The organism is Brevibacterium limosum (assembly GCF_011617705.1).
In the GTDB taxonomy this organism is placed as follows: Bacteria; Actinomycetota; Actinomycetes; order Actinomycetales; family Brevibacteriaceae; genus Brevibacterium; species Brevibacterium limosum.
In genome coordinates this window covers 4,022,028-4,042,930 of the sequence record NZ_CP050154.1, presented here as the reverse complement: position 1 = coordinate 4,042,930, position 20,903 = coordinate 4,022,028, and the positions used below count along the sequence as shown (strand labels likewise).

At 64.6% G+C, this 20,903-nt stretch carries 18 protein-coding genes; 14 read left to right on the top strand and 4 right to left on the bottom strand.

All coding sequences use genetic code 11. From position 1 onward, the window contains the following. Position 1: 1 nt before the first annotated feature. From GUY37_RS18040 to GUY37_RS18030, 3 genes are read left to right on the top strand one after another with little or no spacing between them, the layout of a single operon-like run. Complete coding sequence (locus tag GUY37_RS18040; RefSeq protein WP_166828595.1) at positions 2–1,807, top strand: gamma-glutamyltransferase family protein; 1,806 nt, start codon at positions 2–4, stop codon at positions 1,805–1,807. Between the two features lie 5 nt (positions 1,808–1,812). Next, the gene (locus tag GUY37_RS18035) at positions 1,813–3,435 is read left to right on the top strand and encodes a dipeptide ABC transporter ATP-binding protein (protein WP_166828592.1); all 1,623 of its coding nucleotides are present in this window, start codon (positions 1,813–1,815) and stop codon (positions 3,433–3,435) included. After that, positions 3,428–4,156, top strand: a complete 729-nt coding sequence (locus GUY37_RS18030; protein WP_166828590.1) for a GntR family transcriptional regulator — start codon at positions 3,428–3,430, stop codon at positions 4,154–4,156. Before GUY37_RS18035 ends, GUY37_RS18030 begins: the two co-directional genes overlap by 8 nt. A 134-nt stretch (positions 4,157–4,290) precedes the next feature. Here the strand turns inward: GUY37_RS18030 and GUY37_RS18025 are convergent, their stop codons facing one another. The 3 genes from GUY37_RS18025 to GUY37_RS18015 all read right to left on the bottom strand — a co-directional run bounded on the left by GUY37_RS18025 (position 4,291) and on the right by GUY37_RS18015 (position 6,753). Beyond that, complete coding sequence (locus GUY37_RS18025; RefSeq protein WP_166828587.1) at positions 4,291–5,712, bottom strand: integrase core domain-containing protein; 1,422 nt, start codon at positions 5,710–5,712, stop codon at positions 4,291–4,293. Positions 5,713–5,843: 131 nt separating this feature from the next. After that, positions 5,844–6,341, bottom strand: a complete 498-nt coding sequence (locus tag GUY37_RS18020; protein WP_166828584.1) for an SRPBCC family protein — start codon at positions 6,339–6,341, stop codon at positions 5,844–5,846. A 1-nt stretch (position 6,342) separates the two neighbouring features. Further along, positions 6,343–6,753, bottom strand: a complete 411-nt coding sequence (locus GUY37_RS18015) for an ArsR/SmtB family transcription factor (RefSeq protein WP_166828581.1) — start codon at positions 6,751–6,753, stop codon at positions 6,343–6,345. Between the two features lie 333 nt (positions 6,754–7,086). On the opposite strand from GUY37_RS18015, the gene GUY37_RS18010 reads away from it, so the two are divergent. The 3 genes from GUY37_RS18010 to GUY37_RS18000 all read left to right on the top strand — a co-directional run bounded on the left by GUY37_RS18010 (position 7,087) and on the right by GUY37_RS18000 (position 10,583). Further along, positions 7,087–8,547, top strand: a complete 1,461-nt coding sequence (locus GUY37_RS18010; protein WP_166828578.1) for an APC family permease — start codon at positions 7,087–7,089, stop codon at positions 8,545–8,547. Next, positions 8,544–9,461: a universal stress protein gene (locus GUY37_RS18005; RefSeq protein WP_166828575.1), complete on the top strand. Its 918-nt coding sequence runs from the start codon at positions 8,544–8,546 to the stop codon at positions 9,459–9,461. The genes GUY37_RS18010 and GUY37_RS18005 overlap by 4 nt, the downstream gene beginning before the upstream one ends. A 270-nt stretch (positions 9,462–9,731) precedes the next feature. Further along, positions 9,732–10,583, top strand: coding sequence for a fumarylacetoacetate hydrolase family protein (locus GUY37_RS18000; RefSeq protein ID WP_166828573.1), 852 nt, complete (start codon positions 9,732–9,734; stop codon positions 10,581–10,583). Between the two features lie 3 nt (positions 10,584–10,586). Here GUY37_RS18000 and GUY37_RS17995 read toward each other — a convergent pair whose 3' ends face one another. Beyond that, entirely contained in the window at positions 10,587–12,368 is a 1,782-nt protein-coding gene (locus tag GUY37_RS17995; protein ID WP_166828570.1) for a hypothetical protein, read from the bottom strand. Between the two features lie 206 nt (positions 12,369–12,574). Here GUY37_RS17995 and GUY37_RS17990 point away from each other — a divergent pair, with 206 nt between their 5' ends. From GUY37_RS17990 to GUY37_RS17955, 8 genes are all read left to right on the top strand, one after another. Continuing rightward, positions 12,575–13,819 (top strand): CaiB/BaiF CoA transferase family protein, encoded by a 1,245-nt coding sequence (locus GUY37_RS17990; protein WP_166828567.1) that lies wholly within the window; start codon positions 12,575–12,577, stop codon positions 13,817–13,819. A gap of 48 nt (positions 13,820–13,867) precedes the next feature. Beyond that, positions 13,868–14,428 (top strand): dihydrofolate reductase family protein, encoded by a 561-nt coding sequence (locus GUY37_RS17985; RefSeq protein WP_166828564.1) that lies wholly within the window; start codon positions 13,868–13,870, stop codon positions 14,426–14,428. Between the two features lie 156 nt (positions 14,429–14,584). Continuing rightward, entirely contained in the window at positions 14,585–15,532 is a 948-nt protein-coding gene (locus tag GUY37_RS17980) for a hydroxymethylglutaryl-CoA lyase (protein WP_166828561.1), read from the top strand. A 1-nt stretch (position 15,533) separates the two neighbouring features. Further along, positions 15,534–16,775, top strand: a complete 1,242-nt coding sequence (locus GUY37_RS17975; protein WP_166828559.1) for a CaiB/BaiF CoA transferase family protein — start codon at positions 15,534–15,536, stop codon at positions 16,773–16,775. A gap of 119 nt (positions 16,776–16,894) precedes the next feature. Further along, the gene (locus GUY37_RS17970) at positions 16,895–17,959 is read left to right on the top strand and encodes a tripartite tricarboxylate transporter substrate binding protein (protein ID WP_166828556.1); all 1,065 of its coding nucleotides are present in this window, start codon (positions 16,895–16,897) and stop codon (positions 17,957–17,959) included. Continuing rightward, on the top strand, positions 17,956–18,492 hold the full coding sequence (locus tag GUY37_RS17965) for a tripartite tricarboxylate transporter TctB family protein (protein ID WP_166828553.1): 537 nt from the start codon (positions 17,956–17,958) through the stop codon (positions 18,490–18,492). The genes GUY37_RS17970 and GUY37_RS17965 overlap by 4 nt, the downstream gene beginning before the upstream one ends. 9 nt (positions 18,493–18,501) lie before the next feature. Beyond that, entirely contained in the window at positions 18,502–20,016 is a 1,515-nt protein-coding gene (locus GUY37_RS17960) for a tripartite tricarboxylate transporter permease (RefSeq protein ID WP_166828550.1), read from the top strand. An 8-nt stretch (positions 20,017–20,024) separates the two neighbouring features. Further along, positions 20,025–20,726, top strand: a complete 702-nt coding sequence (locus GUY37_RS17955) for a helix-turn-helix domain-containing protein (protein WP_166828547.1) — start codon at positions 20,025–20,027, stop codon at positions 20,724–20,726. Positions 20,727–20,903: the final 177 nt, after the last annotated feature.

The window sequence follows — 20,903 nt, the reverse complement described above, 5'->3', positions numbered from 1 at the left end:
CGTGTCGTACACTCCACCCGCCGTCTTCACCACCCGTCCAACGCTCGAAGGGCACTTCGGGATGGCCGCCTCGACGCACTGGTTGGCCACCGCGGCCTCCCAAGCTGTTCTCGAGCGCGGCGGCAACGCCTTCGACGCAGCGGTCGCCGGTGCGTTCCTCCTCCACGTCGTCGAACCTCACCTCAACGGCCCGGGCGGTGACATGACCGGTATCTTCGCGACCGCCGATGACCCGGCACATCCACAGGTGATGATGGGGCAGGGTCCCGCGCCCGCAGCAGCGACGATCGAGCACTACCGCGGTGAAGAACTCGACATGGTTCCCGGTGCGGGGGCGCTCGCTGCTGCTGTCCCTGGCGCGGTTGACTCCTGGCTCAACCTGCTCGATCATCACGGCACCTGGGAACTCGCAGACGTGCTCGACTTCGCGATCGACTATGCAGAGAACGGCCACCCGGTACTCGACCGCGTGGTCGGGACGATCGAGCGCGTCCGCGAACTCTTCACCGATCACTGGCCGAGCTCGGCGGAGCAGTGGATGCCCAAGGGAGAGATTCCTCGGGCCGGAGACCTCGTGTTCAACCGTCCATACGCCGAGGTGCTGCGTCGGCTCATCGCCGCCGGCGACGGTGCCGAGACCCGCGAGGCCCGCATCCAGGCCGCGCGCCAGGAATGGAAGTCTGGATTCGTCGCCGAGGCGATCGCCCGCTTCGTCACCACCCCGCACCGGCATGCCACCGGAAGTGATCACGCCGGTGTCATGACGCGGGCGGACATCGCCGGATTCGATGCCCACTTCGAGACGCCCGTGACGATCGACTTCCGCGGATACCAGATCGCGAAGATCGGTGCCTGGGGTCAGGGGCCAGCGCTGCTGCAGACCCTGAAGATCCTTGAGGGATTCGACGACGAGCGGCTTGATCCCGCAAGCGAAATCGGTGCACATACGATCCTCGAAGCACTCAAACTCGCCATGGCAGACCGCGACACCTACTACGGTGACGGAGACGTCGACCTCGACTGGCTGCTCAGCGACGACTATGCCGCGAGCCGCCGTGCGCTCATCACTGACGACGCCTCGCACGACTTCCGACCAGGTGCCGGTCGCGACGGTGCCGAGCCCGCCTTCCAGCCGCCGCTCGTGCCCGAGGGGGCGGACAAGGATGAGCTCATCAAGGCCGGGATCGGCGAGCCGACCGTGCAGAAGAACGGCACGAACAACGGCGACACCTGCCATATCGACGTCGTTGACCGGTGGGGCAACATCATCTCGGCAACACCGTCGGGAGGGTGGCTGCAGTCATCTCCGACGGTCCCGGAGCTCGGGTTCTGCCTCGGCACCCGGTTGCAGATGATGTGGCTCGATGAGACCTCACCGTCGGCGCTCACCCCAGGCAAGCGCCCGCGGACCACGCTGACACCGACGCTGATCTCGAAGGACGGCAAACCCGTCATTGCACTCGGATCGCCCGGCGGCGACCAGCAGGAGCAGTGGCAGCTGCTGCTCATCCTCCGTCTCCTCGTCGGAGGTTACACCGCTCAGCAGGCCATCGATGCTCCGGCGCTGCATACGACAGCCTTGGCCGGATCGTTCTGGCCACGCACCTGGGTGCCCGGTGGTGCGGTCGTCGAAGACCGCCTCGGCGAGGAAGTCATCGACGGGCTCATCGCCCGCGGACATACGGTGACCCGTGCCGGTTCCTGGGACCTCGGTCGACTCTCCTGCGTCACCCGGGATCCGGACACCGGTCGTCTCACGGCCGGAGCGAATCCCCGCGGGGCCCAAGGGTACGCGGCAGGAAGGTGAGAACGATGAGCGAGGAATTCGTCCTTGAGGTCTCCGGCCTCGAAGTCTCCTACGGGGCTCCCGTCCTCCATGACGTGAACTTCACGCTGGCACCGGGGGAGAGACTGGCCCTCGTCGGGCAATCCGGTTCGGGAAAGTCGACGACGATCGGCGCGATCCTCGGTCTGCTGCCGGGTTCCGGCAGGGTCAGCGCGGGATCGGTGCGCTATCGCGGAGAAGAACTCGTCGATGCTGACCGTGTTCGCCTGCAGTCGCTGCGCGGCCGGTCGATCGCGCTGGTGCCGCAGGATCCGATGGCCAGCCTCAATCCGAGCATGCGCGTGGGCGATCAGATCGCCGACGCTCTGCGCACCTATGGAATGTCGGATTCCCGCGAGGTGACTCGAACCGTGGTACGGCTGATGACCGAGGCCGGCATCCCCGACGCGGAGACGCGGCGGCGGTCCTATCCGCACGAGTTCTCCGGCGGGATGAGGCAGCGCGTGCTCATCGCGATCGCACTCTCCGGCGATCCCAACCTCATCATCGCCGACGAACCGACGTCCGCGCTCGACGTCACGGTGCAGAAGCAGATCCTCGACCATCTCCAGGAACTCGTGACCGAACGTGGCACCTCTCTGCTGTTCGTCACCCACGACCTCGGCGTGGCGGGGGAGAGGACCGACACCGTCCTCGTGATGAATGAAGGACGCGTCGTCGAGCGCGGTGCGCCCGAGCAGGTGCTCGGCGACCCTCATGACGAGTACACTCGGGCGCTGGTCAAGGCCGCGCCGAGCATCGTCGTCGATCGAAACGGAGGCCAAGAGCCCGACGGTGCCGGCGTATCCGACGCTGCGATCGCCTCGGCGAATGTGCTCGAGATCGACGACCTCCACAAGGTGTACCGGCTGCGTGGGCGGGGTCGGGAGGTGCACGCCCTCAAGGGCGTCAGTCTCACCGCCGAGCGGGGAAAGACGACCGCGATCATCGGTGAGTCCGGATCGGGAAAGTCGACGATCGCGAAGATCGTTCTCGGACTGGAGAAGGCCACCAGCGGAACGGTCCTCGCGGGTGGGCGCAACGTCGATGCGGCCTCGAAATCAGAGCGCAGCATCCTGCGGCGCTTCAGCCAGCCCGTGTTCCAGGACCCCTTCTCCTCGCTCAATCCGACGTGGAGCATCGAGAGGATCGTCCGTGAACCGCTCGACGTCTTCAAGATCGGCACCCGCGCGGAACGGGCGAAGAAGGTCGCCGAGGTGCTCGACCACGTGGCGATGCCCACGTCGATGAGCGACCGCCGCCCCGCCGACTTGTCCGGTGGGCAGCGACAGAGGATCGCGATCGCTCGGGCGCTCATCAGTGAGCCTGAGCTCCTCATCTGCGACGAAGCCGTCTCGGCTCTCGACGTCCTCGTGCAGGAACAGATCCTCGACCTGCTGCGGAACCTGCAGTCGGATCTGGGTGTGAGTTGTCTGTTCATCACCCACGATCTTGCAGTCGTGGCGAACTTGGCCGACGATGTTGTAGTGATGAAGAGCGGAGAGATCGTCGAAGCCGGCGCGACTAGGGAGGTCATCGACCACCCGACAGCCGAATACACTCAGAAGCTTTTGGCGGCCGTGCCCGGTTCCGGTCTCCTCAATGTCTGATTCTGCACAGCCTTCGGCCACAACGAGCAGCGGGGACGTCGGTGCGCGGATCCGCGCCGACATCATCACCGGTGTCCATGCTCCCGGAGCGAAGCTGCGGGAAGTAGCTCTGGCCGAGCAGTACGCGGTCTCGCGGATCCCGATCCGTGAGGCCCTACGATCCCTCGAGGCTGAAGGGCTCGTCGAGTCCAGGAAGTACAGCGGCTCGATCGTCGCGCCCTCACCCGTCGAGGACGCCGAAGATCTCTTCGAGATCCGCATCGTGCTCGAGTCGGCGACCGCGAAACGTGCGGCCAGGCGTGCGGCCGACCTCAATGCCAGCGACACTCCTGACCTCAAATGGCGGGAGTTGCGCAAGGAGATCAACGACATCCTCGATGCTGGGGACATCGTCATCGGGCAGGAGCGCTTCGAAGACCTCGCAGTGCTCAACATGCGCTTCCATTTCGCGGTCGCCGAACTCAGCGGCAGCGTGTCCTTCATCAGCCTGCTGAAGCAGATCTCCGGCAAGATCGAGTGGCTGTACTCGCTCAACGTCACCCGTCGCGGACCCCAGGCCTGGCCCGAGCACCGCGAGATCATCGCGGCCATCGACGCCGGCCAGGAGGCAAAGGCCGCCGAAGTGATGGCCCGGCACGTGCGCCGTAGCCGCGACTCGTACTTCGCGATGATGTCCGCCGCCACCAGCATCTCCGCCCCCGAAGCTCCCCGCACTACCTGACGGCGGCCCAGCAACCCCGCGTGGAAACTCGCGACCTTGCTGACAACCTCACTCAACACATTGCTGACAACCTCGCTCACCAGGTTGCGAACGACCTGACTCCATAGGTTGCTCACACCAAATGAGTGGGGTTGTCAGTGGCATTTCGTAACGATTCGATTAGCCGGAGCCTCGCTGGGGAAATGCTTGAGCATGTAGTCGCGCTGCTTCTTCAACCACAGGCTCGAAGCTCCACGCATTCTGGCACCGACGACTCTCCACAGCGGATATCGTCTCTGCGTTTCCGCGGTGCGGATCGGAAGAGGGAAGTACACCACTTCCTCGCCAGTGGTCGTGTCGAACAGGGCGTAGAAGTCGTCAGTGACGACTGATTGATAAGTTCCGGCCAATGTTCTCGGTACTCCGAGTCCGACAGCATGGAAATAGATCTGTGGATTGCCCTCAGCGATGACGACACGGTCTGGTACTGAGTCAGCTGCGGTCGGGAGAGGTTCACCGGCCGATTTCTCGTCATCGACGTGTGGTTGGTTCATTGCGGCTAGGACGCGTCGCCGTTGAGCGTACTCACGTGCGATCGCTTCGACTTCAGCATGCGGGATCGGTGTGCCGTCTGAAGGAGTGTGGATTGCTGCTTGCCAGGCTTGGTGAGGATTCATGTCTCCTGGCAGTGACTGATGCCGTCGCCGATAGTTGTAGCGGTCGCGGAACATCGCGATCACTTTCCGTGCTTCAGCGAGGCTGCGGGGTCGGTGGGCCCTGAGGACATTGAGCAGTGTTTGGTGGCCGCGTTCGTTCTTTCCCTGGGTTTGTGGGTGTCCGGGCATGCCGGAGATTCCTCGGCACCCATAGTCGGCGAGGAAGAGCTGAGTGGCCACGACCCAACCCTGCCTGTTGCCGTTGAAGGCGTTGCCGTTATCGGTCAGCATCTCTTGGGGCACCCCGTAGTTGGCGAAGGCATCAGAGATCGTCGTGATCGCATGATTGCCGTTTTCCACTCCGTGGAAGGCTTGTGTGCCGACGTCGAAGCGGGTGGAATCGTCGAGGAGCTGATACACCGTGATCTTGGTGGTGCTGCCGGTGAGTTCGAATTCGAAAGCGTCGAGTTGCCACAGTTCCATGGCGTTGGCACGGACGAATCGGATCAATGATGATCGGGGACGCTTCTTCGGGTTCGCCTTCACCCGTCCAGCGTCGGAGAGGATCCGTCCGATCGTGGCCACCGATGGGATGGGTTCGGTGAATCGGCCGGTATCGACGCCTTCGTACCAGATCGATTTCGGTCCGGCATCCCACCCGGTGGACTCGAGTTCGGCACGGATCTTCAAGACGAGATCGGTGGTTTCTTGGTCGTAGATTCGCACGGTGTTCTTCGGCGCCGATGAACGGGCATGGAGTGCCCGTAACCCCTCGGTTTTGTACCGTTTGCGGATCGCATAGAACGACGTTCGAGTAACGCTGTGTTGACGGCAGAACTCGGTGATCGATGGTGAATCTGGTGCGTTGGGGTCGAAGTCGATGATCGCGCGGCGTTGGGCTATTGAAAGTGCTTCAGGCATGGCCCGAAGTGTGTCAACAACGTATTGAGACATACTGTCAGCAACGTATTGAGTCAGGTTGTCAGCAACCTATTGAGACAACACAGCCCAGCAACCCCGCGCGAGGTTGCTGGGCCGCCGTCAGGTAGTAATTAGGGGGTGGTGAGGAGGCGGTCGAGCTTGTTGTAGCCCTCGACGATGCCGTGCTCCATGCCCGAGGCGACCATGCCGTCGCGGGACTCGAGCGAATCGAAGACCGAGGTCGAGGTCAGCCTGGTCCGTCCGTCGCCGAGGTCGGTGAGCGTGAGGATCTCGAGGTTGACTGCGTCCGGGAAGCCTTCGAAGGTGAAGGTCTGGACGATGCGTTCGTTCTCGCGCACCTCGTGGAAGGAGCCGAAGAATGCGTACTCGCCGTGATCATCGCTCGAGACGTAGCTCCAGTTCCCGCCGGTCGTCGGGTTCCATTCGCGGATCGTGTTCGTGATCGTGTCGGGCCCGCACCATTTGACGAAGAGCTCGGGGTCGATGTGGGCCCGGAAGACCTTGTCCGCAGTGGCCGCGAAGTCGCGGGTGATCGACACAGTCTGAACGCCCTCGGGGACGTCGAGCTTGAGCGTCGAATAGTCGGCTGCGGTGTCGGCGGTGGTCATGTCATGCTCCTTTGCGTGATCTTCTGTGGGTTGAAGTGCCATCGGATCCGTTCGCCGAGGCGGCGCTCGGGTCCGTGCTGTGTGTTGCCTCGTCCTCGTTCATCTGTTCGAGGACGGCGTCGAGGCGTTGGTAGCGTTCCTCTGCCTGCTGTCGGTATCTCTCGATCCATTTCGTCATCAGATCGAACACATTGTCTTCGAGGTGGACCGGTCTGCGCTGGGCATCGCGGGTGCGGGAGACCAGTCCGGAGTCCTCGAGCACCTTGAGATGTTTCGACACGGCCTGGACGCTGACATCGTAGGGTTCGGCGAGCTCGTTCACCGTCGCATCCGCGACACTGAGTCGAGCCACCATGTCCCGCCTGGTCGGATCGGATAGGGCCGCGAAGACCTTCGAGAGCTGATCGTCCACTGCCCCTCCTGTATTCAGCTCGATGGTTGAGTACAAGATACGCCCGCTCTTGAATCGAAGTCAACCGTTTGGTTGAATAAAGATTTCGCAGCCCGGATTCTCCCACCTGACCTGCAGGTATGTGTGGCACAGTCAGCGGCCCACAATCTTCTCCACGGAATCCGCACCGACAAACTTCCCTCATCATCACCTCGGAAAGGCAGCTCTGTCGTATCGTCGAAAGAAGAGCTGAGCGTTCGAGTGCCGCGACCGGGGCCGATGATGGCCCAGGTGAACAACCGACCGGATGCGGATGCTCAGATACGCGAGAGACGAAGAAGTCTGGAGAAGAAGATGCCCACACTGCGACAGCAGCTGTTCCGGATCAAACCGGTCCCACGGCAGAAGGAAGACGTCGAGACCGACCTCAAGCGCACGATCGGTCTGTTCTCGCTGACGATGGTCGGCGTCGGGTCGACCATCGGCACCGGCATCTTCTTCATCCTCTCCGAATCCGTGCCCGTGGCGGGGCCTGCCGTGATCTGGTCGTTCGTCATCGCCGGCCTCGTCGCCGGACTTGCAGTCATCTGCTACGCCGAGCTCGCCGGGTCCGTCCCTGTCTCCGGCTCTTCCTACTCCTACGCGTACGCGACCCTCGGCGAGCTGCCGGCAATGGGTGTGGCCGCGTGTCTCCTCCTCGAATACGGAGTCGCAGGAGCAGCCGTCGCTGTCGGCTGGTCGCAGTACGTCAACCAGCTGCTGTTCAACCTCTTCGGATTCGAGATCCCGCACGCCCTTGCCTACGCGCCCGAGGAAGGCGGCATCGTCAACCTGCCGGCCATCCTCCTGCTGGCGATGTGCTGCTTCCTGCTTGTCCGCGGCACCGGCGAATCCATCGTCGTCAACGCGATCATGGTGTGCCTGAAGATCGGCGTCCTCGTCTTCTTCATCTGCGTCGGCGTCACCGGCTGGGACTCGAACAACTTCGCCGACTTCGCGCCTTTCGGCATCTCCGGAGTCGTCGCCGGCTCCGGGCTCATCTTCTTCAGCTATGTGGGCATGGACGCCGTCGCCACCGCCGGAGACGAGACGAAGAACCCGAAGAAGACGATGCCCCGGGCCCTCATCGCCGCTCTCATCATCGTCACCTCCGTCTACGTCCTCGTCGCCGTCGCCGCCCTGTCTGCCCAGCCGTGGGAGGAATTCGACGGGCAGACCGCCGGTCTGTCGGCCATCCTTGAGAACATCGTCGGCTCACAGTGGCCCGGCACGGTCGTCGCCGCAGGCGCGGTGATCTCGATCTTCTCCGTCACCCTGGTGTCCATCTACGGCCAATCGCGCATCCTATTCACAATGGCCGGCGACGGAATGATGCCCAAGCTCTTCCGCGAGGTCAATCCCCGCACGCTCACCCCGGTCAAGGGCACGATCGTCGTCACCGTCGTCATCGCGATCCTCGCCGGGTTCATCCCGCTGAACTTCCTCGCCGAGATGACCTCGATCGGCACCCTCGTCGCCTTCGTCGTCGTGTCCCTGGCCGTGATCATCCTCCGCGTGCGCGAACCGAACCTCGAACGCGGCTTCAAGGTCCCGTTCTATCCTGTCCTGCCGGTGCTGTCGATCATCGGCTGCTTCTGGATCATCTCGAGTCTGCAGGTCATCACGATTGTCGTCTTCGTCATCTGGACCGCCCTTATCCTGGGCTTGTACTTCATCTTCGGCCGCAAGTCCTCCGTCCTCGGCAGACAGCTCGCCGAGGCGGGGCCCGCCAATCCCGATTCCGCCGGAACGGACTCCACAGGAGGAGCCAAATGAGCATCGTCGTCGGTCTTGCCCCAGGTCAGGACAACCGAGCCGCCGTCGAGCTGGGTATCGTCCTCGCCCGCACCTATCGGCACCGGATCGTCGCGACAGCCGTTGACTCCGCCGCGTTCCCGATGGCGCCCGTGCACTTCGAGAGCCAGTACGAGAAGAGCTTCCGCACCGTCGCGGAGGCGGCTCTCGACGAAGCGCGTGCGCTCATTCCCAGCGATATCGAGTCCGAATGCGTCCTCCACTCCTCGCGGTCGTCTCGGCGCGGTCTGCTCGAGATGTGCGAGAAGACCGATGCCTACCGGCTTGTCGTCGGACCCTCGTCGGAAGGGAAGCCGGGCAAGATCGCGCTCGGGTCGGTATCGAACGGACTGCTGCACAGCGCACGGCTGCCGGTGGCATTGGCCCCGGCCGGATTCCGGGCGTCGGAGGGTGCGCGGCTGGAGCGGATCACGGCCGCGTATTCGGGATCGTCCACCTCGGCGGACCTCATTCTCGGTGCCGCGATGGTCTCTGCGCAGTCGGACGTGCCATTCCGCATCGCCTCGTTCGCCCCGCGCTCACGGGTGGTCGCATCCGCGAACGTCCCCTTCGATATGGAGTCGAAGGTCGTCGACGAGTGGACGAAGGTCGTCCAGCGTGACACGGACAAGATCCTATGCTCGATCGAACAGCTGCACATCAAGCCCGGCGAGACAGATGTGGTCGTGGGAACGGGCGCTGACTGGGCCGCGGCGCTGACCGCTGTCGAGTGGAAGCATCCGGAAGTGATGATGCTCGGATCCTCCGGGCTCGGCGCGCTCAAGCGAGTCTCTCTGGGCAGCCACGCGATGCGGATCCTGCAGAACTCTCCGGTGCCGATCGTCGTCGTCCCGCGCCGCGCAAAAGCCGATTACATCCGCCAGCAGACCGTGTGACGGCCGGGCTTTCTGAGCATCCCTCACCTTTCGTGCCTTAACCTCCTGCAGGAGCGGGACGGTGTGTCGTGACCGGTGAGTGATGATCGCGCGGTGGGGTGAACTGCCGCGAATGATGACAGATGGTCCGATGCTGATGGCGGTGAGTGTGAGCGCAGAGCGCGGCCGGGAGTGTCCAATACTTGAGCAGTTCCAATCTAAGCGTGAGGGCTTCGCTAGCCTGAGGTCAGGTCACAACGACGTGGCCGAGAGCTAGTAGAGAGGAACCGCATGGAACTGCTGCGACTGGGACCGATCGGACACGAGATTCCGGCAGCCCGCCACGACGGAGTCTGCTTCGACCTCCGCCCGCTGACCGATGACATCGACCCGAACTTCTTCGCCGCCGACGGCATCGAACGCGTCCGAAATGCGCTCGCCGTCGGGAAGCTCAGCCCACTCGAATATGCTGATGAGATGCGCATCGGTGCGCCGCTGACCAGACCCTCTTCCATCGTGTGCGTGGGTATGAACTATGCCGCCCACGCCAGAGAGGCCGGTGCCGAGCCTCCCGAGCGCCCCGTCATCTTCTTCAAGATGCCCTCGACCATTGCCGGGCCCACCGACCCGATCGAGCTGCCGCTTTATGCGATGAAGGCCGACTGGGAGGTCGAGCTGGGAGTGGTCATCGGTACGCGAACCTTCAGAGTCGCCTCGGCGGAGGAAGGACTCGACCATATCGCCGGGTACGTGCTGGCGAACGATCTGTCCGAACGTCGCCTGCAGATCGAGGAATCCGGCGGTCAGTGGTCGAAGGGGAAGAATCTGCCCGGGTTCACCCCGCTCGGCCCGTGGATCCGCCCCGCCGCCGAGGTGAACCCCGGTGATCTGCGACTGCGCAGCTGGGTCAACGGCGAAGAGCGGCAGGATTCGACGACGAGTGACCTCATCCTCTCCGTCGGAGAGATCATCCATCAGCTCAGCCAGGCGATGGCCTTCGAACCGGGAGACGTCATCCTCACCGGCACCCCGCAGGGCGTGGCAATGTCCGGACAGTACCCGTACCTGGCCGACGGGGACGTCGTTGAGCTCGAACTCGAGGGTCTCGGCCGGCACCGACAGGTCGTGACCGTCACGGGCTGAGCCTCAGTACTCCCAGTCCTCCGGAAGATCGTCCCAGTACGTGTCCCGGTTTGCGATGATGCGCTGCCGCCTGCGTGAGATGAGATAGCGCGGATCGCCGAGGATGACCTCGACGTCGGAGAGCTCGTGGCCGGCGGCGCGCAGCATCTTCTCGGCAGTCGGCTTCGGTGAACTCGAGACGCCGAGGTGGTTCTGAAGTTCGCCGATCGTCATGCCGCCCTCGCTGCCCCATTGACCGGTGAAGAGATTATTGTCCTTCCCGACGATCCAGAACAGTGCCGCGAGCAGACTCCGGTCGGCGATGCGACGGCGGAAGATCGCGGGGCCGACCCGTCCGATCGTTGTGAGGAGCCGCAGTGCGGCCGTCGCGAGCTCCGGCTCGTCGAACACCTCATCCGCGATCCGCCGGATCTCCGGGACCAACGAGTTCAGGCGGTCGACAACGTCTTCGGCCACGGCAGCAGTGTCGAGGCCTTCGGTGGGCAGCGGCTCATCGGTCAGTGCCTGCAGAGCATCGATGCCGCCGACCGCTTCGGCCCCGCTGCTGATGAAGATCTCGGCCAGCATCGAAGCCTGATCACCGAAGAAAGATCCCCCACCAAACTCATCACCGAGATCTGACAAAGGCTCCGACAGAGGCAGAGCGTCGTCATCGATTCCGGTGAGCAGGCGCGCGAAGAGGGCACTCGTGCTTTCGGGCTGGTCGCCGCGCACTCGCGCTTCGTACTCCTCCCGATTGTCCTCGATCGCGGCAATAGCGTTCTCCGTGAAGACAGGATCGACTCCGCTGCGATCGTTGGCAAAGCGGACGAGCGCTGCCAGGGCAGTGGGCATGAGGAGCAGATCGTCTTCGGGCGACATCACCTTGCGCGGATAGAGGTCGCACATGAGGCGTTCGACGAAAGTGCCCGACCACCTCAGCGGATCGTTGTTGCCGTAGTTGCACTGGAACTCGAAGAGCAGATGGGCATGACTGATCTCGTCCTCGGTCAGCCCAGCGGCAAAAGGCGAAGCGCGGAAGTCCGCGACGAGTTCATCAATCTCCTCCGGTTCCCACATTCTGATCTCGTAGCCGGTGCCGCTGTCGGGAAGCTTCCGCAGCATCCATTCGAGCAGCGGTCGGGTGCCCGGCCAGCTCTCGGTCTCGATCGGGGGAAACATGTGTGTGCTCATCTCGAGGGCCTCACGCAGCCTGGCCCCGGCATCGGCGAGGCTGAGGGTGACCTCGTCGACGGGGAGCTCGAGCTCGGTTCGGCTGAACTCGACGACAGTCGACAGGGGCCCGTCGGAAAGGTAGGCGTCCTCGAGGTAGGGCGAGCCGCTGCGATCCACGGCGACAGCCAGAGTGACCGACCTGCCGGCTGTGGAGATCTCGAGCAGGACCGTCTCCTCGATCTTCACCGGCGAAACCAAGGCTGCCGCGCGGAAGGGCTTGATCTCTTCGGCGCGGCGGATCCATTCGGGCAGGCGCTTGGAGTTCGGGGTCGGCAGCATTTTGGCGATGCGGCCGAAGAGTTCATCGTCGAGCATCTGTGCCCAGATCCTCACTAATGGTTCGGTCTCAACCGGTGTTGCTTCGAGCATGTTCGCGGCGAGTTCGCGAATCGGTGGAATTTCCGTCGGGTCCGCGTCGTCCGTGTCGGGTGCGTCGATGGAGGCCAGCATGGTGCTCGCTATGTCGAGCAGCATCAGCGGGCTCTCGCTGCGGGAGGCATTGTCGAGCAGTTCGAGAAGCTCGGGCTCTTCAGCGCGAGAGGGATCGAATGGACCAGGAGGCGGAGTCATGGGCTCTACGCTACTGGGATTCGGTTCTGGTGGACAATGGCCTGGCCCGGTAGTCGGCGATGTACTGAACTGGTGGACAGCGACGGGATCATTGACGGGCATGCGATGCCACTCATTCGAGATTCCCTGAGGCGGATATCCGCGCCGATCGCCCCGACACCTGGCACCATGGGAGAACCGAACCACGCACGACTAGGAGCATCGTCATGAGCACGCACCGACTTCCCCTTTCCGGTGTGCGAGTCCTCGAACTCGGCAATTACATCGCCGCACCCACCGCCGGGCGGATGCTTGCGGACTTCGGTGCCGAGGTGATCAAGGTCGAACGCCCCGGAACCGGCGACGAACTGCGCAACTGGCGGCTCAAGGCCGGCGACACGTCGATGCTCTACCGCACGATCAACCGCAACAAGAAGTCGGTCGTGCTCGACCTGCGCAGCGACGAGGGACGCGAGGCCGTGCTCGAACTCGTCCGCCGCAGCGACATCCTGCTCGAGAACTTCCGCCCCGGCACACTCGAGAAATGGGGGCTCGGCCCCGACGTCCTCGAAGAGGCCAACCCCGACCTCGTCTTCGTGCGCATCTCCGCGTTCGGCCAGACCGGGCCGATGTCGTCGCGACCCGGGTTCGCCGCTGTGGCCGAAGGATATTCGGGCTTTCGCGAGCTCGTCGGCGACCCCGATCGCCCACCCGTGCGTGTGGGCATCTCGATCGGCGATTCCATCGCCGGAATGCAGGCGGCATTCGGTGCTGTGATGATGCTCTTCGACCGACAGCGGCAGAAGATCGCCGGAGCCGCCGAGGCGGTCGTCGGATCCGCACACAGCTTCGAAGGCAAGGGCCCGCTGTCGGAGCGGACCGTCGACGTCGCGCTCAACGAGGCGATGTTCTCCGTGATGGAATCCCTCGTCCCCGACTACTCCGCTTTCGGCGAGATCCGCACCCGCACCGGCGGTCGGATGGAGGGCATCGCGCCTTCGAACGGCTACCTCTGCGCCGGTGGGAAATCCGTGGTCATCGCCGGCAACGGGGACGGAATCTTCCCGCGGCTGATGACGGCGATCGACCGTCCCGACCTCGCCGAGGATGGCGACCTGCAGACGAACGCCGGCCGTTGGCAGCGGCGGGACGAACTCGACGAGGCGATCGGTGAGTGGTGCGCCGAACGTGAGGTTGAGGTCGTGGTCGAGGCGTTGGAAGAAGTGGGTGTTCCGGCCGGGCCCATCTACACGGCCGAGGACCTCGTCGCCGATGAGCAGCTCGCTGCCCGCGGAATGATCCAGAACCACGACGTCTCCACCGGTGAGGAGGTGCTCGAAGACGTCGCCTTCCCCGGAATCACCCCGGTCATCGGCGGCGAATCGATCGCGATCGACCACCTCGGACCCGACCTGGGAGAGCACACTGACGAAGTGCTGTCGTGGCTGGGGCTGAGCGGCCAGGAGGACTGAGCGCTCAGGCCTCTTCCGGCGGCGACTGCCCAGGTCTATTCTTATGCCATGGGCGAGCTGAGGTACTCGATCAACGTCACCGTCGACGGCTGCTGCGATCATCGCGTGGGGGTCATCAGCGACGAATTCCACCGCCACCATGCCGACAATCTCAAGCGTGCCGACGGGCTGATCTTCGGCCGCGTCACCTACCAGATGATGGAAGACGCCTGGCGCCGACCCGACGGTGACACGACCCCGGAGGCGGACCTCGACCCATTCGTCGCGGCCATCGACCCGGCCCGCAAGTACGTCGTCTCGAGCACCTTGGACCGCGTCGACTGGAACTCCGAACTCATCCGCGGCGATCTCGACACCGCGGTCCGCGAGCTCAAGGAACAGTCCGTGACAGGACTCGCCGTCGGAGGAGTGACGTTGCCGTTGGCACTGGCCGAACTCGGTCTCATCGACGAGTTCGAATTCGTCGTCCACCCCTGCATCGCCGGCCACGGACCCTATCTCTTCGCCGGGCTGAGCGAAGTGGTCGATCTCGAACTCGTCGGTCGCGACGAACTCGAAGCCGGGCACGCCATCCTGACGTACCGGCCCGCTACCTCGGCTTCCCGATAAACGGGACCAGGCACAGGCAATTCACGCTGCATTCTCAAATGCCGAACAGTCTCTGTTCCGTGCACTGAGCGCCATGTATAACGAAAGTGACGCCGCACACTGGAGCGCGGCGACGAATCGTTTCCCGCTCAGCGGGAGCATGCGTGAAGGAGTCCCATGGTCCGGCCCACCTCCGTCGACATCCTCGACACCACTCTGCGCGACGGGCTGCAGATCGAAGAGACGATCGTGCCCACCGATATCAAGGTTGCGCTGGCAGAGAAGCTCATCATCTCAGGGCTCAAGCACATCGAGGTCGGGTCCTTCGTCAACCCGAAGAAGGTCCCGCAGATGGCCGACACCGACGAGCTGCTGCGCCGGCTGGCTCCGCATGAGGTCGACGGTGTCGAGTTCTATACTCTCGTCTTCAACCTCAAGGGTGCCCAGCGTGCCGTCGATGCCGGGGCGAAGAACATCAAACTCGTGCTCTCGGCCTCTGAAGGACACTCGAAGGCGAACTCCGACGCTTCCATCGCCGAGGCGTCCGATCGTCTGATGGACGCCGCGAACTTCGCCCGTGACCAGGGGCTGCGCTTCGACATCACGACCGCCGTGAGCTTCGTCTGCCCCTTCGACGGGATCACAGAGGCGGGCCACCTCGTCGAGGTGCTCCGTCCCTTCGTCGACGCCGGTGCCCACGGCGTCGGGGTGGCCGACACGATCGGCAACGCCAACCCATCATTGGTGCGCCGCAACACCTCGGCGGTCGTCGAGGCTTTCCCGGACAAGCCGGTCAACCTCCACCTCCACGACACCTATAACTTCGGCATGGCCAACGTCATCGCCGCCCTCGATCTGGGCATCGCGCACTTCGACGCGGCCATGGGCGGACTCGGCGGCTGCCCCTTCGCGCCGGGAGCGGCCGGCAACATCGGCACCGATGATCTCGTCCACCTCCTCCACCGCGAAAGTGTGGCCACCGGCGTCGACGTCGACGCCCTCACCGAGGTCCGCGACCCCCTCATCGCCGCCGTCGGGCACGACCTGACGTCGAGCCTGTCCGACATTCCGGCCACCCCCGCGGTCTTCGACGGCCGGTTCGCCCCCGCCTCGGCGAGGGATTGATATGAGCACCGAGGCGACCCGCACCGCGTCTGCGGACACGATCCAAACCCAGCCGACCGCCGAACCGCTGCCGCTCGAAGGCATCCGCGTCATCGAGTTCTCCCATATGGTCATGGGCCCCAGCTGCGGGATGATCCTCGCCGACCTCGGCGCCGAGGTCATCAAGGTCGAACCCCGTGGAGCAGGCGACAAGACCCGCTACCTGCCCGGGTCCGGATCCGGACTGTTCCCCGCGTTCAACCGCAATAAGCACAGCGTCCAACTCGATATCGCCGAGGCGGCCGACCGTGACCGCGTCCTCGACCTCATCGATTCCGCCGACGTCCTGCTGGAGAACTTCCGCGTCGGGAAGATGGAATCGATCGGATTCGGATACGAGGAACTGGCCGCCCGCAACCCCGGACTCATCTACTGTTCGCTCAAGGGCTTCCTCTCCGGCCCCTACGGGAACCGGGCCGCTCTCGACGAGGTCGTGCAGATGCTCGGGGGATTGGCGTATATGACCGGTCCACCCGGCCAGCCGCTGCGCGCCGGCGCCAGCGTCAACGACATCATGGGCGGAATGTTCGGAGTCATCGGCATCCAGTCGGCACTGCGGGTGCGCGAGACCACGGGCCGCGGCAAACTCATCAACTCCGCGCTGTTCGAGAACAACGCGTTCCTTGTCGGCACGCATATGGCGCAGGCCCAGATCAGCGGCGAACCTCCCCGCCCGATGCCGACCCGGCAGGCCACATGGGCCGTCTACGACATCTTCCGCGATGCCGATGACAACCAGGTCTTCGTCGCCGCCGTCTCCGACGGGCAGTGGCGCGACCTCTGCGACGAATTCGGACTGGCCGGTCTCGCCGCCGACCCGGACATGCTGACCAACCAGGGACGAGTCGACCAGCGCGAACGCATCCACCGCGAACTCCAGGAGGCGCTGTCCCAGCTGAGCCTGGCCGAGATCGAAGACAAGTGCACCCGCCGCGGCCTGCCCGTCGCTCCGGTCAACACCCCGGCCGATCTCACCGACGACCCGCACCTCGTCGCATCCGGAGCGCTCGCCCACACCAGGCTGCCGAGTGGAGCCGGCGTCGATGTGCCGCTGCTGCCGCTGACCTTCGACGGGAGCCGGCTCGGTCTGCGCAGCGACGTGCCCGAACCGGGCCGGCACAACGGCCACTACCGGGACGGCCCCGCAGTGCCGACAGGCCCACCGGTCGACGGGCCTCAGCCCGACGAGAACCGTCTTGACTGACGGCCCGAACGCCGACGTCACCGGCTGCGGACCGGTGAGCACCAGAACACCCAGCACCGAAGCACCCACCACCAGCACACCGACCACTATCGAGAACCGAACACACAAGGGGACAGCTCATGCGATCAACGACGATCACACGCACACGGACGGCCGCCTCGGCGAGGGAGGCAACGAAGCGCGCCCGCAAGCGCGCGGCGACGATCGGTGCCGCGCTCGCATCGGTCGCCCTCGTCGCCACCGCCTGTGGGAACAAGGCGCAGCCCCCGGGCGAGGGCGGGGACTACCCGAAGGGGCCGGTCACGGTCACCGCCCCGGCCGAACCCGGATCCGGCTGGGACACCACGGCACGCGCGCTCGTCGAGGCGCTGCAGAAGGACGACATCGTCTCCACGCCGCTGCCCGTGCAGAACAAGCCCGGCGGCACCGGCTGCTCCTGGCTGACGTCGATGATGCAGCAGGAGAAGGGCAAGGACGATCAGATCGCCATCACCTCCCTGGCCAGCCAGACGATGAAGGCCCGCAACCTCTGCGAATACGGCCCCGAGGACGCCACTCTCATCGCGACCCTCTACGTCGAGGACTTCATGGTCGTGACCCCGAAGGACGGAGACTTCAAGGACCTCGACGCCCTGGTCAAGGCGCTCAAGGACGACCCGCAGAAGGTCACCGTCGCGGCCGCCGGAGACGACACTCTGCCGTTCGCCCTGTTCGCGAAGGAAGCCGGCGTCGACCCGGCCGATATCAACTTTGTCAACTACGACGGCGGCGGAGAGCAGACGACCGCCATGCTCAACGGGGATGCGAAGGTCGCCATCGCCGGCATGAGCGAATTCCGCTCCGTCATCGAAGCCGGTGACATCGAACCTCTCGTCACCTTCGCCCAAGACCCGCTGGCAGCACCCTTCGACAAGGTGCCCACCGCGACGGACTCCGGCTACGACGTGACCCTGGGCAACTGGCGCGGAGTCTACGGCCCCGCCGAGATGCCCGAGGAAGCCGTGGACTTCTGGGCCAAGGCGCTGGAGGACGCGAGCAAGTCCGATGCGTGGCAGGAGACCCTGAAGAACAACCAGTGGGCCACAGAGTTCCACACCGGTGACGACGCCCAGGCCTACGTCGACGAGGCGGCGAAGACGGTTGCCGAAGGCGTCAAGGAGACCGACCTGGGCAACAGCAAATGACCGCTCACCGCACCGACCTCATCACCGGCGTCGCCATCGCCGTCATCGGCGCGGTGTACTACATCGCGACGTTCTCCATTCAGGAGACCGCGAACATCGTCACCCCGCGCACCTTCCCCGCCATCGTCGGCATCGCACTCATCGTGCTCGGCCTCTTTCTCGCCGGCCAGGCCGTCTTCCGGCACCGGAAGGCCACCCTCGCCGAAGCGGGGTCCGGGTCTTCCGGGTCCATTGAGTCGACAGATGCCGCCCCCGGTGAGGAGGGGGCCGGCGGGGTCGTCCTCGAGGCCCCGCCGGAGCCGCAGGTGCGCAAGGTCGTCCTCCAGTTCGCGCTCTTCTTCGTCTATCTGGCGATTCTCATCCCGGTCGGGTTCCTCCTCTCGACGGCGGCGTTCCTGATGGGGCTGACGAGCATCTATGCGCGTGAGAAGTGGATCCGCAACCTCATCTTCTCCGTCGTCTTCGCGGTCGTGGTCTACGCGGCGTTCGTCTACGGACTCGCCGTGTACCTGCCGGTCGGGATCCTGGGATAGGGGGCGGACATGGATACTCTCATCGATCTGGGAGGCGGCTTCGCCTCGGCGCTGGAGCCGGTCAGCCTCGCCTTCGCCCTCCTCGGCGTGCTGTTGGGCACCGTCGTCGGCGTGCTGCCGGGAATCGGACCGATCTCGGCGATCGCGATCCTCATCCCGGTCTCCTTCGGCATGGAGCCGGTCCACGGCCTCATCCTGCTGTGCGGAATCTACTACGGGTCGATGTACGGCGGTTCGATCACCGCCACGCTCATCAAAACCCCTGGTGAGGTGGCCAGCGCGGTGACAGCGATCGAGGGCTACGAGATGGCCCGCCGAGGTCGGGGCAAGGCGGCCCTGGCGACCGCGGCGATCGGTTCGTTCCTCGCCGGCACCCTGGCGATCATCGGACTGACGTTCCTCTCGCCCGTCCTCGTCAAGCTTGCGAACGTCTTCGGTGCCACCGAATACTTCCTGCTCATGGCCACGGCCCTGCTGCTCGCGTCGACGATGTCGGCGGGCTCGCGAGCCAAGGCGCTTGTGTCGATCTTCATCGGCCTGGCCGTGGGCCTCATCGGTCTCGACTTCCAGACCGGACTGCCCAGGCAGACGTTCGGTGTCGATCTGCTCTCCGACGGGATCGACTTCACGATCTTCGCAATGGCGCTCTTCGCCATCCCCGAGGCGATCCGCAACCTGGCGCTCGGACGCGGGGCGAAGGATGTGATCCAGAGCTTCGGTGACGACAAGTGGATGACGAAGCAGGACTGGCAGCGGTCGGCCGGACCGTGGGCCCGCGGCTCGGTGGTCGGCTTCATCATCGGCATCCTGCCCGGCGTCGGCCCCTCGCTGGCCTCGTTCATGTCCTACATCATGGAGAAGCGGATCTCGAAGCGGAAGGACGAATTCGGCCACGGCGCCATCGAAGGAGTGGCTGGTCCGGAGGCGGCGAACAATGCCGGCGTCGGCGGAGCCATGATCCCGCTGTTCAGCCTCGGCATCCCGGGTTCGGCGACGACGGCGCTGCTGCTGTTCGTGTTCACGATGTACGGTCTGCAGCCCGGGCCGCTGATCTTCCGGGACGACACCGGTCTGATCTGGACGATCATCGCGAGCATGTACATCGGCAACATCGCTCTCATCATCCTCAACCTGCCGCTGGTCGGGGTGTTCGTGAAGCTGCTGAAGATGCCCAAGGAGATCCTCTTCTCGTCGATCCTCGTGCTCGTGGTCATCGGCGCCTATGCCATCGAATTCAGCCTGTTCGGGTTGATGATGCTCGGCATCTTCGGAGTCATCGGCTACCTCATGGAGAAGGGCGGGATCCCGCTGGCTCCGGCGATCCTTGCGCTCGTGCTCGTACCGCTGCTCGAGGACAACTTCCGGCGCATGCTGCAGATCTCCGGCGGATCGTTCGCGCCTCTGGTCACCAGGCCGGTGTCGCTGTCGATCATCATTCTCATGGTTCTGGGCATCATCGGGCCCATCATCTTCCGGTGGTGGGTGTCCCGGCGGAAGCTGCTGGCCGATGTGGCGGTGTCGTGAACGGCAGTATGAAGGCTCCTGCTGACAATCCACTGCCGGAGATCGGTGTCATCGACCGCAGTGCGGCCATCCTTGCGGTTCTCCAGGACTCGCCGATGACGGCTGCGGAGGTGTGCCGCCGGCTCGGCTATTCGAAGTCGACGACGTACCGGCTGCTGACAGATCTGCGGGCGCACAAGTTCATCGTCCGCGATTCCTCGGGACTGCTGCGGTTAGGGCCCTTCCCCGGTCGGCGCAATATCGCCACGACCAATTCAGTGCTCGAGCATCTGCGGTCGATGACCGGGGAATCCGTGCAGCTGTGGGTCCGGGTCGGTGAGGACCGAGTGTGCGTGCGCAATGTCGAAGCCGATCATGAGCTGCGCGTCTCTCGCGGAGTCGGGACAGTGCTCTCGCTCGTCGACGGCGGCTCGGCGGCCCTGGCGCTGTGCGGGCCGGGCAACCCGGCGGAGTTCTACGCGACGAAGCAGGCACGGGTGGCCGGGACCGCCTCGGCGAGTGTGGCGTTCACGGTCGGCGCGATCGTGTTCGCCCTCTGTGTGTCCTACCCGCTGACCCGGGAGCCGGACAACGTCGCCGGCGCCTACCGCAGCCTGCTCAGTCGGGCAGCCATCGAACTGCGGGCGCTGCTCGACGGCAGCGAGGAGCTCGAAGTGCTGCGCGATATTGCGCGGCTGGCACTGGGTGCACGAAAGCAAGCGGGGGAGTAAGGGGTGCGAGCCGGCCCGAGATGGCGGCTGCTCACTCGTGCACCGGCGCCTGTGGGCCGAGCATGCTTCGTCGGTCTGAGCATGGGAATCGGCGGGAGAAGAATGTAGATTTCGGCTCGGGATTTCTACTTTTCTTTCCCGCGAAAATCGCGCAGGGCCCGGCCGGCGACGTGGTTC

Coding starts and splice junctions, on each gene's coding strand:
- GUY37_RS17955 (WP_166828547.1), top strand. CDS start 20,025: ATGAAGGCTCCTGCTGACAATCCACTGCCGGAGATCGGTGTCATCGAC.
- GUY37_RS18030 (WP_166828590.1), top strand. CDS start 3,428: ATGTCTGATTCTGCACAGCCTTCGGCCACAACGAGCAGCGGGGACGTC.
- GUY37_RS18035 (WP_166828592.1), top strand. CDS start 1,813: ATGAGCGAGGAATTCGTCCTTGAGGTCTCCGGCCTCGAAGTCTCCTAC.
- GUY37_RS17975 (WP_166828559.1), top strand. CDS start 15,534: ATGAGCACCGAGGCGACCCGCACCGCGTCTGCGGACACGATCCAAACC.
- GUY37_RS18025 (WP_166828587.1), bottom strand. CDS start 5,712: ATGCCTGAAGCACTTTCAATAGCCCAACGCCGCGCGATCATCGACTTC.
- GUY37_RS17970 (WP_166828556.1), top strand. CDS start 16,895: ATGCGATCAACGACGATCACACGCACACGGACGGCCGCCTCGGCGAGG.
- GUY37_RS17980 (WP_166828561.1), top strand. CDS start 14,585: ATGGTCCGGCCCACCTCCGTCGACATCCTCGACACCACTCTGCGCGAC.
- GUY37_RS17985 (WP_166828564.1), top strand. CDS start 13,868: ATGGGCGAGCTGAGGTACTCGATCAACGTCACCGTCGACGGCTGCTGC.
- GUY37_RS17995 (WP_166828570.1), bottom strand. CDS start 12,368: ATGACTCCGCCTCCTGGTCCATTCGATCCCTCTCGCGCTGAAGAGCCC.
- GUY37_RS17960 (WP_166828550.1), top strand. CDS start 18,502: ATGGATACTCTCATCGATCTGGGAGGCGGCTTCGCCTCGGCGCTGGAG.
- GUY37_RS18020 (WP_166828584.1), bottom strand. CDS start 6,341: ATGACCACCGCCGACACCGCAGCCGACTATTCGACGCTCAAGCTCGAC.
- GUY37_RS18005 (WP_166828575.1), top strand. CDS start 8,544: ATGAGCATCGTCGTCGGTCTTGCCCCAGGTCAGGACAACCGAGCCGCC.
- GUY37_RS17990 (WP_166828567.1), top strand. CDS start 12,575: ATGAGCACGCACCGACTTCCCCTTTCCGGTGTGCGAGTCCTCGAACTC.
- GUY37_RS17965 (WP_166828553.1), top strand. CDS start 17,956: ATGACCGCTCACCGCACCGACCTCATCACCGGCGTCGCCATCGCCGTC.
- GUY37_RS18010 (WP_166828578.1), top strand. CDS start 7,087: ATGCCCACACTGCGACAGCAGCTGTTCCGGATCAAACCGGTCCCACGG.
- GUY37_RS18000 (WP_166828573.1), top strand. CDS start 9,732: ATGGAACTGCTGCGACTGGGACCGATCGGACACGAGATTCCGGCAGCC.